The organism is Massilia sp. YIM B02769 (genome assembly GCF_030411995.1).
GTDB lineage: Bacteria > Pseudomonadota > Gammaproteobacteria > Burkholderiales > Burkholderiaceae_D > Telluria.
On the sequence record NZ_JASNRC010000009.1, the window covers coordinates 135,878 to 152,774 of the forward strand.

Annotated in this window: 14 protein-coding genes; 9 read left to right on the forward strand and 5 right to left on the reverse strand. The window is 68.4% G+C overall.

All coding sequences use genetic code 11. The features are described from left to right. Positions 1 to 9 precede the first annotated feature (9 nt). From QPK31_RS15945 to QPK31_RS15975, 7 genes are all read left to right on the forward strand, one after another. Positions 10 to 2,406 carry a 3-hydroxyacyl-CoA dehydrogenase/enoyl-CoA hydratase family protein gene (locus QPK31_RS15945; RefSeq protein ID WP_290423898.1) on the forward strand — a complete coding sequence of 799 codons (2,397 nt, stop codon included), beginning with the start codon at positions 10 to 12 and terminating at the stop codon, positions 2,404 to 2,406. Positions 2,407 to 2,431: 25 nt separating this feature from the next. Then, positions 2,432 to 3,628, forward strand: coding sequence for an acetyl-CoA C-acyltransferase (locus QPK31_RS15950; RefSeq protein WP_290423899.1), 1,197 nt, complete (start codon positions 2,432 to 2,434; stop codon positions 3,626 to 3,628). A gap of 123 nt (positions 3,629 to 3,751) precedes the next feature. Next, positions 3,752 to 4,525, forward strand: a complete 774-nt coding sequence (locus tag QPK31_RS15955) for an enoyl-CoA hydratase (RefSeq protein WP_290423900.1) — start codon at positions 3,752 to 3,754, stop codon at positions 4,523 to 4,525. A gap of 111 nt (positions 4,526 to 4,636) precedes the next feature. Further along, positions 4,637 to 5,680 carry an acyl-CoA dehydrogenase family protein gene (locus tag QPK31_RS15960; RefSeq protein WP_290423901.1) on the forward strand — a complete coding sequence of 348 codons (1,044 nt, stop codon included), beginning with the start codon at positions 4,637 to 4,639 and terminating at the stop codon, positions 5,678 to 5,680. Continuing rightward, a complete protein-coding gene (locus tag QPK31_RS15965) occupies positions 5,668 to 6,456 on the forward strand; it encodes a PIG-L deacetylase family protein (RefSeq protein WP_290423902.1) in 789 nt (262 codons plus the stop codon). Before QPK31_RS15960 ends, QPK31_RS15965 begins: the two co-directional genes overlap by 13 nt. Then, the gene (locus QPK31_RS15970; RefSeq protein WP_290423903.1) at positions 6,434 to 7,024 is read left to right on the forward strand and encodes a methyltransferase; all 591 of its coding nucleotides are present in this window, start codon (positions 6,434 to 6,436) and stop codon (positions 7,022 to 7,024) included. Before QPK31_RS15965 ends, QPK31_RS15970 begins: the two co-directional genes overlap by 23 nt. Next, a complete protein-coding gene (locus QPK31_RS15975; protein ID WP_290423904.1) occupies positions 7,021 to 7,743 on the forward strand; it encodes a glycosyltransferase family 2 protein in 723 nt (240 codons plus the stop codon). Before QPK31_RS15970 ends, QPK31_RS15975 begins: the two co-directional genes overlap by 4 nt. Positions 7,744 to 7,757: 14 nt before the next feature. Here QPK31_RS15975 and QPK31_RS15980 read toward each other — a convergent pair whose 3' ends face one another. The 4 genes from QPK31_RS15980 to QPK31_RS15995 are packed head-to-tail and all read right to left on the reverse strand — an operon-like array spanning position 7,758 to position 10,776. Then, positions 7,758 to 8,111: a DUF3325 domain-containing protein gene (locus QPK31_RS15980; RefSeq protein WP_290423905.1), complete on the reverse strand. Its 354-nt coding sequence runs from the start codon at positions 8,109 to 8,111 to the stop codon at positions 7,758 to 7,760. After that, a complete protein-coding gene (locus QPK31_RS15985; protein WP_290423906.1) occupies positions 8,108 to 9,745 on the reverse strand; it encodes a PepSY domain-containing protein in 1,638 nt (545 codons plus the stop codon). The genes QPK31_RS15980 and QPK31_RS15985 overlap by 4 nt, the downstream gene beginning before the upstream one ends. Continuing rightward, complete coding sequence (locus QPK31_RS15990) at positions 9,742 to 10,044, reverse strand: DUF3649 domain-containing protein (RefSeq protein ID WP_290423907.1); 303 nt, start codon at positions 10,042 to 10,044, stop codon at positions 9,742 to 9,744. Before QPK31_RS15990 ends, QPK31_RS15985 begins: the two co-directional genes overlap by 4 nt. An 18-nt stretch (positions 10,045 to 10,062) precedes the next feature. Then, positions 10,063 to 10,776, reverse strand: coding sequence for a DUF4198 domain-containing protein (locus tag QPK31_RS15995; RefSeq protein WP_290423908.1), 714 nt, complete (start codon positions 10,774 to 10,776; stop codon positions 10,063 to 10,065). Between the two features lie 131 nt (positions 10,777 to 10,907). Between QPK31_RS15995 and QPK31_RS16000 the strand changes: the two genes are divergently transcribed. Then, positions 10,908 to 13,139: a TonB-dependent siderophore receptor gene (locus tag QPK31_RS16000; RefSeq protein ID WP_290423909.1), complete on the forward strand. Its 2,232-nt coding sequence runs from the start codon at positions 10,908 to 10,910 to the stop codon at positions 13,137 to 13,139. Between the two features lie 141 nt (positions 13,140 to 13,280). Here QPK31_RS16000 and QPK31_RS16005 read toward each other — a convergent pair whose 3' ends face one another. Then, positions 13,281 to 14,687, reverse strand: a complete 1,407-nt coding sequence (locus QPK31_RS16005; RefSeq protein WP_290423910.1) for a S41 family peptidase — start codon at positions 14,685 to 14,687, stop codon at positions 13,281 to 13,283. A 214-nt stretch (positions 14,688 to 14,901) separates the two neighbouring features. Here QPK31_RS16005 and QPK31_RS16010 point away from each other — a divergent pair, with 214 nt between their 5' ends. Next, positions 14,902 to 16,896, forward strand: coding sequence for an MHYT domain-containing protein (locus QPK31_RS16010; protein ID WP_290423911.1), 1,995 nt, complete (start codon positions 14,902 to 14,904; stop codon positions 16,894 to 16,896). The last annotated feature ends 1 nt before the right edge of the window (position 16,897 follow it).

The window sequence follows — 16,897 nt, forward strand, 5'->3', positions numbered from 1 at the left end:
ATAACAACCATGACCAATTTCACCGTCAAGAAAGTCGCCGTCCTGGGCGCGGGCGTGATGGGCGCGCAGATCGCTGCGCACTGCGTCAACGCCAAGGTGCCTGTCGTTCTGTTCGATCTGCCGGCAAAAGAAGGCAACAAGAACGGCATCGTCCTGAAAGCCATCGAAGGCCTGAAGAAGCTGTCGCCTGCGCCGCTGGGCAACAAGGAAGACGCCGCCCTGATCGAAGTCGCCAACTACGAAGACAACCTGGATGTCCTGGCTGGCTGCGACCTGATCATCGAAGCGATCGCCGAGCGCATGGACTGGAAGCACGACCTGTACAAGAAGGTCGCCCCGCACATCGCACCGAACGCGATCTTCGCCTCGAACACCTCGGGCCTGTCGATCAACAAACTCGCCGAAGGCTTCGACGAGGAACTGAAGGCGCGCTTCTGCGGCGTGCACTTCTTCAACCCGCCGCGCTACATGCACCTGGTCGAGCTGATCCCGACCACGTCGACCAATCCGGTCATCCTCGACCAGCTGGAAACCTTCCTGACCTCGGTCCTGGGCAAGGGCGTCGTGCGCGCAAAAGACACGCCGAACTTCATCGCCAACCGCGTCGGCATCTTCGGCATGCTGGCTACCATCCACGAAGCCGAGAAGTTCGGCCTGTCGGTGGACGTGGTCGACGACCTGACCGGCGCCAAGCTGGGCCGCGCCAAGTCGGGCACCTTCCGTACCGCCGACGTGGTCGGCCTGGACACGATGGGCCACGTGATCAAGACCATGCAGGACACCCTGCAGGACGATCCGTTCTTCAGCCTGTACAAGACGCCTGAGGTCCTGGCCAAGCTGATCGAGAAGGGCGCCCTGGGCCAGAAGACCGGCGCCGGCTTCTACAAGAAGGTCGGCAAGGACATCCAGCGCCTGGACTTCGCCACCGGTGAATACGTGGCCGGCGGCGCCAAGGCGGCCGATATCGTCGCCCGCATCCTGAAAGAAAAAGACCCGGTCAAGAAGTTCAAGGCCATGCGCGAATCGACCAACCCGCAGGCGCAGTTCCTGTGGGCGATCTTCCGCGACGCTTTCCACTACATCGCGTTCCACCTCGACAGCATCGCCGACAACGCGCGCGACGTCGACTTCGCGATGCGCTGGGGCTTCGGCTGGAGCGTCGGTCCGTTCGAGACCTGGCAAGCCGCCGGCTGGAAGCAGATCGCCGAATGGGTGAAGGAAGACATCGATGCAGGCAAGGCGCTGACGAATGCACCGCTGCCAGCCTGGGTCTTCGAAGGCCAGGTCGCTGAAAAAGGCGTGCACACCGCCGAAGGTTCGTACTCGGCCTCGTCGAACAGCTACGTGCCGCGCTCGACCCTGCCAGTCTACGAGCGTCAGGCCTTCCGTGCACCGGTGCTGGGCGCCGGCGCGCAAGACGCCAAGACCGCCGGCACCACCGTGTTCGAGGACGACTCGGTGCGCCTGTGGCATACCGGCGATGATGTCCTGATCATCTCGCTCAAGACCAAGATGCACGTCATCGGCGATGGCGTCATCAAGGGCATCAAGCGCGGCCTGGCGGAAGCGGAAGCCAACTTCAAGGGCCTGGTGATCTGGAACACCGACGCCACCGAAGGCGGCGCCTTCTCGGCCGGCGCCGACCTGCAATCGGCCCTGCCGGCCTTCATGACCGGCGGCGCGAAAGCGATGGAGCCGATCGTCAAGGAACTGCAAGACACCTTCATGCAGATGAAGTACTCGAACGTGCCGGTGGTGGCCGCAGTGGCCGGCCTGGCGCTGGGCGGCGGCTGCGAGCTGGCCCTGCACGCATCGAAGCGCGTGGCCTCGATCGAGTCCTACATCGGCCTGGTCGAAGTGGGCGTCGGCCTGGTGCCGGCCGGCGGCGGCCTGAAGGAAGCGGCAGTGCGCGCCTTTACCGAAGCGAAGGGCAACGACATCCTGCAATTCCTGAAGACCGGTTTCACCAACGCGGCCACCGCGCAGGTGTCGAAGTCGGCGCTGGAAGCCAAGGCGATGGGCTACCTGAAGGAAGACGACATCATCGTCTTCAACGCCTACGAGCTGCTGCACGTGGCGAAAGTGCAGGCGCGCGCCATGTTCGACGCCGGCTACCGCGCCCCGGCCAAGCGCCCGGTCACCGTCACCGGCCGCTACGGCTGGGCGACGATCCGCGGCCAGCTGGTCAACATGCGTGACGGCGGCTTCATCTCGGCCTACGACTACCACCTGGGCGACACCATCGCCGAGATTGTGACCGGCGGCGACGTCGACCAGGGCAGCGTGGTGTCCGAGCAGTGGCTGCTCGACATGGAACGCAAGGCCTTCATCGCGCTGCTGAACAACCCGAAGACGCAAGAGCGGATCATGGGCATGATGCAGACCGGCAAGCCAGTGCGCAACTAATCGCTGAATAGACAGGACGACCAACATGAGCAAACAACTTCAAGACGCATACATCGTCGCAGCGACGCGCACCCCGATCGGCAAGGCGCCGCGCGGCATGTTCAAGACGACCCGCCCGGACGACCTGCTGGTGCACGCCATCCGCGGCGCCATGGCCGCCGTGCCGAACCTGGACCCGGCCCTGATCGTCGACGCCATCGTCGGCTGCTCGTTCCCGGAAGCGGAGCAGGGCTTCAACATCGCCCGTAACTCGGTGGTGCTGGCCGGCCTGCCGAACACCGTGGGCGGCGTGACCGTCAACCGCTACTGCGCCTCGGGCATCACCGCCCTGGCCATGGCGGCCGACCGCATCCGCGTCGGCGAAGCCGACGTGATGATCGCCGGCGGCGTCGAATCGATGTCGATGGTGCCGATGATGGGTCACCACCCCTCCATCAACATGGAGACCTTCAAGGACGAGAACGTGGGCCTGGCCTACGGCATGGGCCTGACCGCCGAAAAGGTCGCCCAGCAATGGAAAGTCTCGCGCGAAGACCAGGACGCATTCGGCCTGGAATCGCACCGCCGCGCCATCGCCGCCCAGCAGGCCGGCCTGTTCAAGGACGAGATCACCCCGGTCGAAATCATCACCCGTACGCCGAACCTGGCCACCGGTGAAGTGTCGGTCAAGCGCCGCACCGTCGACGCCGACGAAGGCCCGCGCGCCGACGCTTCGATGGAATCGATGGCCAAGCTGAAGCCGGTCTTCGCCGCCAAGGGAACCGTCACCGCTGCGACCTCGTCGCAGATGTCGGACGGCGCCGGCGCCCTGATCGTCGTCAGCGAAAAGATCCTGAAGGAGCACAACCTGACCCCGCTGGCCAAGTTCTCGTCGTTCGCCGTGCGCGGCGTGCCGCCTGAGATCATGGGCATCGGTCCGAAGGTGGCGATTCCCGCAGCGCTGGCCGCCGCCGGCATCACCCAGGACCAGCTGGACTGGATCGAGCTGAACGAAGCCTTCGCCGCACAGGCGCTGGCCGTGATCCGCGACCTGGGCCTGGACACCAGCAAGGTTAACCCGATGGGCGGCGCGATTGCCCTGGGCCACCCGCTGGGCGCCACCGGTGCGATCCGCGCCGCGACCGTCGTACACGCACTGCGCCGCAACAACCTGAAGTACGGCATGGTGACGATGTGCGTCGGCGCCGGCATGGGCGCGGCCGGTATCATCGAGCGCGTTTAATCGAAGAGGGCGGCGCAGTAATGCAGCCGCCCGACATCACAGCGTGGGCACACGTGCAACCGTAGGGTGGGCACCTGTGCCCACGCTGTCTTTCGTGCCCCAAAACACCCCGGAGACTGAAAAATGACGATCCAAACGAATAAAACCAACGGCATCCTCACCATCGAATTCAACCGCCTCGAGCGCAAGAACGCCATCACCGGCGCCATGTACCAGACCATGGCCGACGCCCTGCTCGACGCCGAACAAGACCCGCAGGTACGCGCCGTCCTCATCACCGGCAAGCCGGAAATCTTCACCGCCGGTAACGACCTCGACGACTTCCTGAACAACGCCGGCGAAGGCGCCATGACCGAAGACCGTCCGGTGTTCCAGTTCATGAAAGCCCTGGAAGGCTGCACCAAGCCGGTGGTCGCCGCCGTCGCCGGCGCCGCCGTCGGCATCGGCACCACGATGCTGATGCACTGCGACCTGGTCTACGCCGCCGACAACGCCAAGTTCTCGATGCCTTTCACCCAGCTCGGCCTGTGCCCGGAATTCGCTTCGTCGCTGCTGGTCGCGCAAGCCGCCGGCTACACCCGCGCCGCCGAAAAGCTGATGCTGGGCGAAGCCTTCGGCGCCCAGGAAGCCTTCGAGATGGGCATCGTCGCACGTGTGCTGCCGGCCGCCGAACTGCTGGCGTTTGCCCAGGGCCAGGCCGCCAAGCTGGTCGCCCTGCCGGCCGCCTCGATCCGCGCCACCAAGGCCCTCATGAAGCGCCCGCGCGCCGGCATCGTGGCCGAGACCATCGGCGTCGAGAACAAGCAGTTCGGCGCCATGCTGGTCGGCGCCGAAGCGAAGGAAGCGTTCACGGCCTTCTTCCAGAAGCGCAAGCCGGACTTTTCGAAGTTCGATTGATGCGGTGAGAACCAGGTGCGCCGCTCCGGCGCGCCTGGTGCAGCCCCCCTGTGTCCGGCGGATGTGCTGCCGTGCGGACATATCTCAGGCAACGGTGCTAGGATGCATTTTATGCAACTCCACACTTCGCCCACCGACACTTTCCTGCCCGACGACGACCTTCTTTCCGCCCTACGCGCGATCCTGCGCGAACTGGCCGGCAGCGAACCCGCCGCGGCCTTGCAGGGCCTGGTCGCGGCCGGCCTCGACCGCCTTCCGCTGCCCGGCCAGGGCGCGACCCTGGCACGCTGGCGCGCGCTGGCCGCCGTCGGCGCCCACGACCTGAGCCTGGCCAAGCTGTTCGAAGGACATACCGACGCCCTGGCCATCCTGCACGAAGCCGGGGCGGAGGCTGCCGCAGGGACCATCTGGGGCACCTGGTGCGCCGAGCCGCCCAACGCGCGCCTGCGCCTCGACCCGGCGCGGGACGGCGGCTTCGTCCTGAACGGTGATAAAGCCTGGTGCTCGGGCGCGCGCACCGTTTCGCACGCGGTGGTGAGCTGCTGGAGCAGGGAAGGGGAGGCGATGCTGGCCGCGGTCGACCTGCGCCAGGCCGGCGTCAGCATGGCCGACGATCACTGGCAGGCGGTCGGCATGCGCGATTCCGCCAGCATCGACGTGTACTTCGACGGGGTGGCCGCGCAAGCGCTCGGCGGCCCCGGCTTCTATGTGCAGCGCGCCGGCTTCTGGCATGGCGGCGCCGGTGTGGCCGCCTGCTGGTTCGGCGCGGCCGGCGCCCTGGCCGAGGCGCTGTCTCAGTCGCTGCAAGTGCGCCCTTCCGATCCGCACCGCCTGGCGCAGCTCGGCGAAGCGGCCGTCGCCCTGCAGGGCAGCGCCGCCCTGATGCGCGAGACGGCGGCCGCGATCGACCGCGCGCCAAGCACGGATGCGATGAGGGCGGCTTTGTCGGTGCGCCTGAGTGTGGAAGCGGCGGCCAACGTCACCCTGGCCGCGGTCGGGCGCGCCCTCGGTCCGGGGCCGATGTGCAAGGATGCCGCGATGGCGCGCCGCTTCGCCGACCTGCCGGTGTTCATGCGCCAGAGCCATGCCGAGCGCGACCTGGAAGCGGTCGGCAAGCTGGTGGCGCAAAGCATGGAGCAGCCATGGCGGCTGTGACACGTGACCGTCATATCGCCGGCGCCGGCACCGCCGCCGACGCATGGCGCGGCGATACCGGGCTGGCCGGCGTCGCCGAGGTTGGCGTGGCCGACCTGGTGCCGCACGGTGCGCGCCTGGTGGTGGTGGCGCCGCATCCGGACGACGAAATCCTGGCCTGCGGCGGCCTGCTGCAACTGCTGGGCGCGCGCACCGACACCCGGCCGCCGCTGCTGGTGGCGGTGACCGACGGCGAAGCCAGCCACCCCGGCTCGGCCGCCTGGCCGCGCGAGCGGCTGCGCGCCGTGCGTCCGCGGGAAACGCTGGCGGCGCTGGCCTGCCTGGGCAGCGCGGCGCCGAACCTGCGCCGCCTCGGCATTGCCGACGGCGGTGTGACGGCGGCCGAAACCGGTCTGGCGCGCCAGCTTGCCGCGCTGTTCGAACCCGGCGATGTGGTGCTCACGACCTGGCGCCACGACGGCCATCCCGACCACGAAGCGACCGCGCGCGCCTGTCTTGCCGCCGCCGCCCAGCGCGGCGCACGTACGCTGGAAGCGCCGATCTGGGGCTGGCACTGGAGCGCGCCGGCGGACGGCGCCATGCCCCTGGCCCATGCGCGCAAGCTGCCCTTGCCGGCAGCGGTACTGGCCCGCAAGCGCGCCGCCATGGCCTGCTTCCAGAGCCAGGTGCTGCCCGACGCCAGCCGCGACGCGCCGCCGGTCGTCCCCGCCCATGCGCTGGAACGCGTCCTCCTGCCTTTCGAACTCTACTTTTATGACCCTGACCGCGCATTTTGAAGCGCTGTACGCCGCCGACGAGGACCCGTGGTCGGTGCGCGCCGCCTGGTACGAAAGGCGCAAGCGCGCCTTGCTGCTGGCCAGCCTGGGCAAGGCGCGCTACCGCCAGGTCTTCGAGCCGGGCTGCGGCAACGGCGAAATGAGCGCCGCCCTGGCGGCACGTTGCGAACGCTTGCTGGCCTGCGACGGCGCCGCCAGTGCGGTGGCCGCCGCGCGCCGCCGCTTGCAGGATGTGGCGCCGGACATGGCGCCTGAAGCGGTGCGCATCGAGCAGCGCAGCCTGCCGGCGCAATGGCCGGGCGAACGGGGCTACGACCTGGTGCTGATCAGCGAATTGGCCTATTACTTCGACGCAGCCGCCCTGGAAGACCTGCTGGTGCGGGCGCACGCCATGTTGGGCGCGGGCGGCGAACTGGCGCTGTGCCATTACCTGCACGATTTCGACGACCGCGTGAGCGCCACCGCGCAGGCGCATGCAGTGGCCGGTCGGCTGCCCGGCATGCGGCGCACGGTGCACCATCTCGACCAGGACTTCCTGCTCGAGATCTGGCAAAAGGACGCGTCATGATCGGCGTCGCCGTCCCTGCTCACGATGAGGAGGCCAGCCTGGGCGCCTGCCTGGCGGCGCTGCTGCTCGCCGCGCGTAATCCCGTGCTCGGCGGCGAAGCGGTGGCGGTGCTGGTGGTGCTGGACGCCTGCGGCGACGGCTCGCGCGCGGTGGTGCGCCGCAGCCAGCCCTCGTTCGCCGCCGCCGGCGTGGCGCTCGATTGCATCGAGGTGGATGAACGCCGCGTCGGCGCCGCGCGTGCTGCCGGTGCGCGCCGCCTGCTGGCGCTCGGTGCGCGCTGGCTGGCGTTCACCGATGCCGACACGCGCGTGTCGCCGCAGTGGCTGGCGGCCCAGCTGGCGCTGGATGCCGACGTGGTCTGCGGCTCGGTGGCGGTCGACGACTGGTCGCCGCACGCCGAGCGGGCCGACGCCCTGCGCGAGCATTTTGCGTGCAACTACCAGGACCGCGACGGCCATCGTCATATCCATGGCGCCAACATGGGCGTCAGCGCGGCCGCCTACCTGGCGGCGGGCGGCTTCGAAGCGGTGCCTTGCCACGAGGACGTGCTGCTGGTGCGGGCGCTGGAGCGCACCGGTGCGCGTTTCGCCTGGAGCGCGCAGCCGCGCGTGTTCACCAGCGCGCGCACCGATGCGCGTGCACGCGGCGGTTTCGGCGATACCCTGCTCAGGGTGCTGGATGAAACGCAGTCCGAACAGCTGATTCCGGTCGGCGCCTGACGCTTACTGGCCGCTTACCGCAGCGCCAGTAGCGCCAATGCGGCCAGCAGCGCACCCAGCGCCGCAATCCATGCCAGCCGCAGCACCCTGTGCGGCGCATATTGCAACAACAGCGTCAGCACGATCGCCGACGCTGTCAGTACCCCGCACCACAGCACCGGCCCGCTATGCCAGCCATTCGCGCCGACGCAGGCCGCCAGCGACAGCGCGATCCCCAGCCAACCCAGCGCACGGTAGCGCAGGCGCGTGCGCGCATCCGGCTCCTTGCCGCGTCCATGGATGTCGGCGTAATGCCGGTCCAGCGCGACGCTGTTGGCGGCCAGGCCGCAATAGGCCAGCAGGGCGCCGGCCGCGATCAGCAAATTCATGCCGCCTCCCTCGTCTGCACTTGCGGCGCTCGCTTGGCGCCAGCCGCCTTACCCGCTGCCTTCTGCTCCTTGCGCTTGAGCCACCAGGCCGCATAGCCGAGCAGCACACCCAGTGCGAATACCACCAGGTCGAAGGCCGCCACCGGACGCAGGCCGGCCGGGCCGAACAGCGTCACGCCGAGGTGGGTATCGGTGGTGAACACGTTCAGCAGCGGCACGCCGGCCAGCAGCACCGCGCCGACGACCAACTGGAAGCGCCACATCGCGCGCGAGGGCCGAATCTGCGCCAGCAGCATGGCCGCGCCCCAGGCGATGAAGAAGCAGTTGGCCTCCATGGCGGCGCGGTTCTCGATGGACAGCGGCAGCAGGCGGTTGCTCCAGAAGTAGACGCCGAAGGCGATCGGCAAGCCGGCGATCGCGCCGATGTTCAGCGCGTCGACCAGGCGCACGCCGAAGCCCAAGCGGCCACCCTTTGCCACTACCTTGGCAACCTTCTGGCGCTCCTTCACGCCCCACAGCAGGGCGCCGGTGGCGACCATCGCGCAGCCGGCCAGGCCGCACAGGAAGAACAGCGCGCGCAAAAAAGTGTCGGCGAAGTGGGCGACGTGCAGGCCGTAGAAGGCGCGGCGCATGCTCGACACGCCGCTCGGCTCGCCGGTCGAGGAGATCAGCGCGCCGGTCACGCCATTGAAGGTCATCGACGGTTCGACGTTCGACAGCTGCTGGCCCGAAGGACGCACCAGCTGCACGGTGGCGTTGGCGTCGTTCGGCTGGCTGACAACGATGCGCGACACCGGTTGGCCCCAGGCCGCCTGGGCTTGCGCCAGCATCGGGCCAAAGTCGGCCAGCGGCGCCGCGACCCTGGCCGGCTTCACCCGCTCGTTGTCCGGGAAGACCTCGGCGAACATGGCTTGCTGGTCGCCCTTGTACACGGCTTTCGTCGGCGCTTCCATGTACATGAACATCAGCGTCACGATGCCGGTGTAGGTGATCATCAGGTGGAAGGGCAGCGCCAGCACGGCGGTGGCGTTGTGGGCGTCGAGCCAGGAGCGCTGGCCCTTCTTCGGACGGAAGGTGAAGATGTCCTTGAAGATGCGCTTGTGGGTGATGACGCCGCTGATGATCGCCACCAGCATGAACATGGCGCAGATGCCGACGATCCAGCGGCCCCAGATGGCCGACATGTAGTACAGGTCGAAGTGCATCCGGTACAGGAATTCGCCGCCGCGGGTGTCGCGCGCCTGCGGCGCTTCCAGGCCGGTGCCCGGGTCCAGCGTGACGTTTTGCTTGCGGAAGGCGGCGCGCCGCTCGGCCATGCTCATGCCCTTCTTCGGCGGCAGGGTCCAGCTGGCCAGGACCACCGGATTGCGCTCGTTCGGCAGGCCGATGTACCAGGCCGTGGCGTTCGGGGCGCGTTCCTGTAGCGCGGCCACCGTCTGCGCGGCGATCGCCGCAGTCGGCAGGGCGGAGGTAGCGGCGGCGCTGGCGTGCAGCTCCGGCTTCATCCACAGCGTGATCTCGTCGCGGTAATAGGCCGAGGTGCCGCCCATGAAAATCAGGAGCAGCACCCAGCACACGAGCAGGCCCGACCAGGTGTGCAGCCAGGCCATCGATTGGCGCAATCCCTCCCTCATGACAGGCTCCCCGTCAGCCACAGCACGCCGCCCACCAGGGCGCTGGCGCCGAGGATGCCGGCCCAGGCGCGGCCGGCGCTGGCGGTGGCGAACACCCACAGCACGGCGCAGGGGTAGATCACGAAGGCGAGCATGGTCGAGAGGGTGACGGCGTCGGCGCGCGACAGCGGAAGCAAGGTCGTCAGCAGCACAGCCAGCAGGGTCGAGGCGACGGCGGCGAGCAGGTAGCCGCCGCCGATGGCGGCCAAGGCGCGCGAGGCCACGCCCAGGCGGTAGCGCAGGTCCACGGTGGTAGTCATGTCAGGAAGGCTCGCAGCTTATTTGCCCGGCGTAGCGGCCGGGCCGGCGGCCAGGGCGGGGGCGCCGCTCGCGTGCCTGAACGAGAGGGCGGTGACGAAGCTGGCCGTGTCGTAGGCCTTGCCATTGCGCTCGCCCGGTTGCTTGTCCTCGAAGTGGGCCTCGATCACGTAGTTGCCCTGCCAGGGCAGGTCGAAGCGCACCAGGCCGTTCTCGTCCGTGGTCGCTTCCTTCGACCAGCCGTTCGGGATCACCGCGCTGACTTTTACCTTCGGCGCCGGCTGGCCCTTGTAGACCACGCGGAACTGGCCCTGCTGGCCGGTCGGCACGATGTCGAAGGTGAGCTTCGGCTCCTGCGCAATGAAGGTGGTGACGTAGCGCGCCGCCGGCGTCCAGGCCAGGCGCGTGGTCTTGCCGTCGCGCGTGTTTTCGAAATAAGGGTAGCTCGCTTCTTCCACCACGATCGCTTCGCCCAGCGCGGCCGTGCGCGAGAGCACGAAGCCCTGCGCCGTCTTCGTCAGTTTCAGCGGCTGTTCGCCGCGCGGGCCGAGCAGGGTGGCGCTCGGCGTCACGAATTTGTCGAGCAGGCCGGGCGAGGTTTCGCGCAGGTTGTCGCCGAATTCGCCGAACTGCAGCGTCGCCGTCTTGCCGTCCTGCTCGATCCAGACGTGGTGGGCCTGGGCGGGTGCAAGAACCATGCAGGCGAGGAGGGCGGGAAGCAGCAGTTTCTTCATGTCGGACTTTCGGGTGGAATGGTCGAGGGCAGGGCCGGGCTGCGGTTTGCATATACAGCATTGCAACAATGCATTGATGAGAATTATAATGCGAATCATTCTCATTTACAAACCAACAAAAGGAAGCACCGATGCGCCGCGTTCAGTCCCCAGCCACTTTCCGACTCACCCCCGGCGCACGCCGGGCGAAACTGCTGTGCGCGACCGCCGTGCTGCTGACGCCGCTGGCCGTGCTGGCCCAGGGGCCGTCGGCCGAAAACGCCGCGGCCGACGCCGCTGCCGAGGTAGCAGAGGTAGCCGAGGCCGCGCCGGCCGTGGTGAACGTGGTCGGCAAGGCCGAGAACAAGCACTCCTTTGCCGCCCGCTCGGCCTCGGTGTTCCGCGGCGCCGAAGACCTGCGCGACATTCCGCAGCCGGTGACGGTGCTGACCCGCGAATTCCTCGATGCGCGCAAGCTGCTCGACTTGCACGACGTGCTGCAGAACACGCCCGGCGTGACCGTCGATTACGTCGACAGTGAACGCGTGACCTATTTCTCGCGCGGCTACCAGATCGATGCGCTGCAGATCGACGGTCTTACCATCAGCCAGAGCGGTTCGGCTTTCGTCCAGCCCGACACCGCGGTGCTGGAGCAGGTGGAGGTGCTGCGCGGCGCCTCGGGCATGCTGCGCGGCGCCGGCAATCCGTCGGCCACGGTGAACATGGTGCGCAAGCGCCCGACCCGCGCCTTCCAGGCATCCGGCGCGCTGACCCTCGGTTCCTGGGACCGCCGCCGCGTGGAGGCCGACATCTCGAGTCCGCTGAACGCATCGGGTTCGGTGCGCGGGCGCGTGGTGGCGGTGAAGGACAAGAAGGAGTTCTTCCAGGACGCCAAGCAGGAAGACCGCGAAGTGCTGTACGGCGTGGTCGAGGCCGACCTGGGCGAGCGCACCACGCTCACCGGCAGCCTGCAGTACACCGGCCTGGACGCCACCGGCGCCTGGGGCGGCATGCCGGGAAACTTCGACGGCACGCCCCTGAACCTGCCGCGCTCGACCTACCTCGGCTCGGACTGGAACAAGTGGAACCGCAGCAACGAGCAGGCCCTGCTGGCGCTCGAGCACCGCTTCGACAACGACTGGACCATGAAAGCCAGCGCCGCCTACACCCACCTGGATTTGACGGACTTCAAGCAGACCTACATGGCGCGTCCGGCGGGCGCCACCAACCCCTACCTGATGACGGTTACCACCGCCGAATACATCGGCAACGAAAGCAGGCAGGCCGCGATGACGGTGATCGCCAACGGTCCGTTCACGCTGTTCGGCCGCAAGCACGAGCTGACGGTCGGCGCCGAGCGCATGCGCGTCGACGCGGTCGAGAGCTGGGGGGCCGGCAATTTGTATCCGGTCACGGTGGATATCCGCGACTGGAATCCGGCAACCAGCTATCTTGAGCGCGACGTGACCCTGCCGACCACGCCGACCCGTCCGAACATCACGACCCAGCAGGGCGCCTTCGGCACCTTCAAGTTGTCGCTGCTCGATTCGCTGCAAGGCCTGGTCGGCGCGCGCCTGAGCTGGTGGGAATACGATTCGCACGGCAGCCCGACCAGTAGCTACAAGGTCACGCGCGAAGTGACGCCGTTCTTCGGCCTGGTGTACGACGTGTCGAAGAATGTCAGCGCCTATGCCAGCTATACCGAGATCTTCACGCCGCAGAACGTGCGCGATGCGCAGGGTGAAATCCTCGACCCGATTCGCGGCGAAGACTATGAACTCGGCCTGAAGGGCGCCTTCTTCGGCGGCGCGCTCAATGCCTCGGCCGGACTGTTCCGCATCGAGAACGTCGGCCGCGCGGTCGAGGACACGAGCTCGATCAACCCTTGCCTGCCTTACTTCACCAGCGGCTATTGCCGCGTGGCCGGCGGCAAGCAGCGCAGCGAGGGCTGGGAAGCCGAGCTGTCGGGCGAAGTGCTGCCCGGCCTGCAGGTGTTCGGCGGCTACACCAACACCCGCACCCGCTACGTGGTCGACACGGCGGCGAATACCGGCCAGCCGCTGCGCAGCATCGATCCGAAGCACCAGCTGCGCGTGTTCGCCACCTACAAGCTCGACGCGTTCGCACCGGGCCTGAGCGTGGGCGGCGGCGTGCAGGCGCAGAGCGATGCCTTCGTGCGTTCGGGGGCCATCACCACGCGCCAGGGCGGCTACACGATTGCGAATGCGATGCTGAGCTACCGCTTCAACGAGAAGCTGGCGCTGCAGGTGAATGCGAATAACCTGTTCGACAAGGTCTACTACAAGAAATTCGCACCGACCGGCATCGGCTATTACTACGGCGATCCGCGCAATGTGTCGGTGACGCTGCGCGGGACCCTTTAAGCTTGATGAAATTGGTGCCAGTATATTTCCCGACCGCTGGCGCCGGTAGGGCAGGGCGAGCTGCCATGTTCTTGCGAACAGGCGCTATCCTCGCCCATGAATGTGACAGGCGTTTGACCGCCAGGTGACAGTTTGCTGACGCTACAGGCTTGTCGCCAATGCCCCCGCCGAGGCTTCGATCTTCAGGCCCAGCCGGCGCAGCAGGGCGCCGGCTTCGTGCGCCAGTCCCAGGTCGGGCGCCAGCATCCGCACCGCCGCCGCCAGCGCCCGGTCGTCGCCCGTACCGAACATGCGCGTGCTTTCCAGCGTCGCACGCTGGATCGGCCGGGCCGGCAATGCCGTGTCGCCCTGCGCCGGCAGCGTCGTGTCCAGGTGGTGTTCCAGGTCCGCTTCGCGCAGGGCCAGGCCGTCGGCGCCGCTCTTGCCATGCGCCGGCGCCACCAGCACGTCGGGCACGATGCCGCGCGCCTGGATCTCGCGCCCCTTCGGCGTGAAATAGCGCGCCACCGTCATCTTCACCGCGCTGTCCTGCGACAGCGGGAACACCGTCTGGATCGAGCCCTTGCCGAAGGTCTGGGTGCCGACGACCTTTGCGCGGCCGTGGTCCTGCAGGGCGCCGGCCACCAGTTCCGCCGACGAGGCCGAGCCGCCGTTGACCAGCACCGCCAGCGGCACCGTGCGGGTCCAGGCCGGCAGGCCGGCCAGCACGTCGGGCTCGCCGGGGCCGCGGTAGTAGCGCGGGGAGGTGGTGACCCGGCTGGCGGCGCCGGCCATGCGTCCGCGCGCCGAGAACAGCAGCGTATCCGGCGGCAAGAAGGCCCCGGCCACGCCGACGGCGGCCGACACCAGCCCGCCCGGATCGTTGCGCAGGTCGAGCACGATGCCGCGCGGTGCGGCGCCGGCGCCGAGCGTGGACAGGGCCGCCGCCAGGTCGGCGGCGGTGCGGCCTTCGAAGCTGGAGATGCGGATCCAGGCCACGCCCGGCGCCGCCATGCGGGTGCGCACGGTGTCGGCGCGCAGGGCGGCGCGCGTGATGTCGCGCTGGCGTACCTCGCCCTTGCCGCCATGCCGGAAGCCCAGCGCCAGCGCGGTGCCGGGTACGCCGCGCATGCGCTTCGCCACCTCGGCCACGTCCAGCTGGGCCAGCGGCGCGTCGTTCAGCGATACCAGCACGTCGCCCGGCTCGATGCCGGCCGCGGCCGCCGGGCTGTCGTCGGCCACCGCCAGCACCAGCATGCGTCCGTCCTCGATCTCGACCTCGATGCCGATGCCCACGTATTCGCCCAGGCGGTCCTGTTCCAGCTCGGCCAGCGCATCCTTGTCGAGGTAGCGGGAGTGCGGATCGAGCGAGGCGAGCATGCCGCCGATGGCCGCCGTCAGGAGCTTGCGCTCGTCGGGCGCTTCCACGTACTGCGACTTGACCAGGGCGTAGGCGGCGATCAGCTGGTCGAGCTCTTCCTTCGGCACGGTGACGGACGTCGTCTCGCCGGCATGGGCGAGGGCGGTGAAGCACAAGGGGACGAGGAGAGCGAGGCGGCGAAATGGCATGGGGGTTTCCTTTCTGTTCATGCCGATTCTGGCGCGCCGGGCTGTTAGCTGCGGTTATGCATTCGTAAGCAACTGTAAGCGGGCGATATCGAATAAAATGTATCTTTGTGGAAACATTACCTGTCGGTGGACGCGCCCGGCTGAAGCCGGTCTATACTGCGCACAGGTGTATTGACGCCAGGCGCAGCCAACCGCAAAGGAAACCCGACTACCCATGCTCATCGGACGCTACGACCCAACGCTGGTGCTGGTCTCGGTGCTGGTCGCGATCTTCGCGTCCTATACCGCGCTCAGCGTGGCCGGCCGCGTGAAGCAGGCGCACGGCTATGCCAGCGTGGTCTGGACCGCCGGCGGCGCGCTGGCGATGGGCAGCGGCATCTGGGCCATGCACTTCATCGGCATGCTCGCCTTCAGCCTGCCGATCCCGCTCGGCTACGACGTGCCGCTGACCCTGCTGTCGCTGCTGCTGCCGGTGCTGGTGTCCGGCATGGCGCTGTGGCAGCTGCGCGCGCCGGTGCTGCGCCCGCGCGACCTGGCGTCGAGCGCGCTGCTGATGGGCGTGGGCATCAATGCCATGCACTACACCGGCATGGCGGCGATGCGCATGTCGCCGGCCATCGAATACGATCCGCTGCTGTTTGCCCTGTCCGTGCTGATCGCCATCGGTTCCGCCGCCGGCGCGCTGTGGATCGCCTTCCGCCTGCGCCAGGGCGCGGCCGGGGCCTGGGTGGCGCAGTCGGCGGCCGCCGTGGTGATGGGCTTTGCCGTCGCCGGCATGCACTACACCGGCATGGCCGCCGCCGGTTTTCACGCGGACAGCGTGTGCCGCGCCGCCACCGGCTGGATCAGCCAGCACAACCTGGCGCTGATCGTCACCGCCGTCATCGTCGGCCTGCTGGTCGTGGCCCTGCTGTTCTCGGTGCTCGATGCGCGCCTGCAGGCACGCGCCGCCAGCCTGGACGCCTCGCTGGCGATTGCCGAGGAACGCAAGGCGCTCTACCTGCAGGAGGTCGAGGCGCGGGTCGAGGCCGAGCGCCTGAACCAGCTGAAGGACGAGTTCCTGTCCACCGTCTCGCACGAGCTGCGCACGCCGCTGAACGCCATCCTCGGCTGGTCGCAGCTGCTGGCGCAGAAGGAATCGGTCGGTGACGACATGCTGCGCAAGGGGCTGGAGACCATCGAGCGCAATGCGCGTGTGCAGGTGCAGCTGATCGACGACCTGCTCGACATGAGCCGCATCCTGTCGGGCAAGGTGCGGCTCGACCTGCAGCCGGTGAAGCCGGCCGAATTCGTCGGCGCCGTGGTCGAATCGCTGCGCCCGACCGCGATGGCCAAGCGCATCCGCCTCGAGGCCGCACTCGACGAGGAGGCCGGCCCGGTGCTGGCCGATACCGGCCGCATGCAGCAGGTGATGTGGAACCTGGTGTCGAACGCGGTCAAGTTCACGCCAGGCGGCGGCCTGGTGGAAGTGGCGCTATGGCGCGCAGGCGAGCAGATCGCGATCCGCGTGCGCGACAACGGCCCCGGCATCCATCCCGATTTCCTGGCGCACGTGTTCGACCGCTTCCGCCAGGCCGACACCTCGACCACGCGCCAGCACGGCGGCCTGGGGCTGGGCCTGTCGATCGTGCGCCAGCTGGTGGAGCTGCACGGCGGCACGGTGGCCGTCAGCAGCGCCGGCGAAGGGCAGGGCGCGAGCTTCACCGTGCACCTGCCGCTGCAGCCGGCGCTGCCGGACTGGAGCCTGGCGCCGGCGCTGCCGGGCGAAAAGCGCGAGACCGCCGCCCCGGCCGCCTGGCCCGACCTGTCCGGCATGCGCGTGCTGGCGCTGGACGACGACGCCGATTCGCTCGAGGTGCTGCGCACCATCCTGCTGGGCGCCGGCGCCCAGGTGGCGGTGGCCTACACGGCGCAGGAAGCGCTCGACCTGCTGCATGCGCAGCGTCCGCAGCTCCTGATCAGCGACATCGGCATGCCGGGCATGGACGGCTTCGAGTTCATCCGGCGCGTGCGCAGCATCGAGGACAGCGAATTGTGCATGGTGCCGGCGCTGGCCTTGTCCGCCTTTGCGCGCAAGGAAGACCGCGACCGCGCCTGCGCCTGCGGTTACACCGATTACCTGGTCAAGCCGGTGACACCAAGCCTGCTGGTCGAGGCGGTGGCAGCGCTGCGGCCTGCGGTGCAGGCGGCGCGCGCTGTCAAGTCCTGAG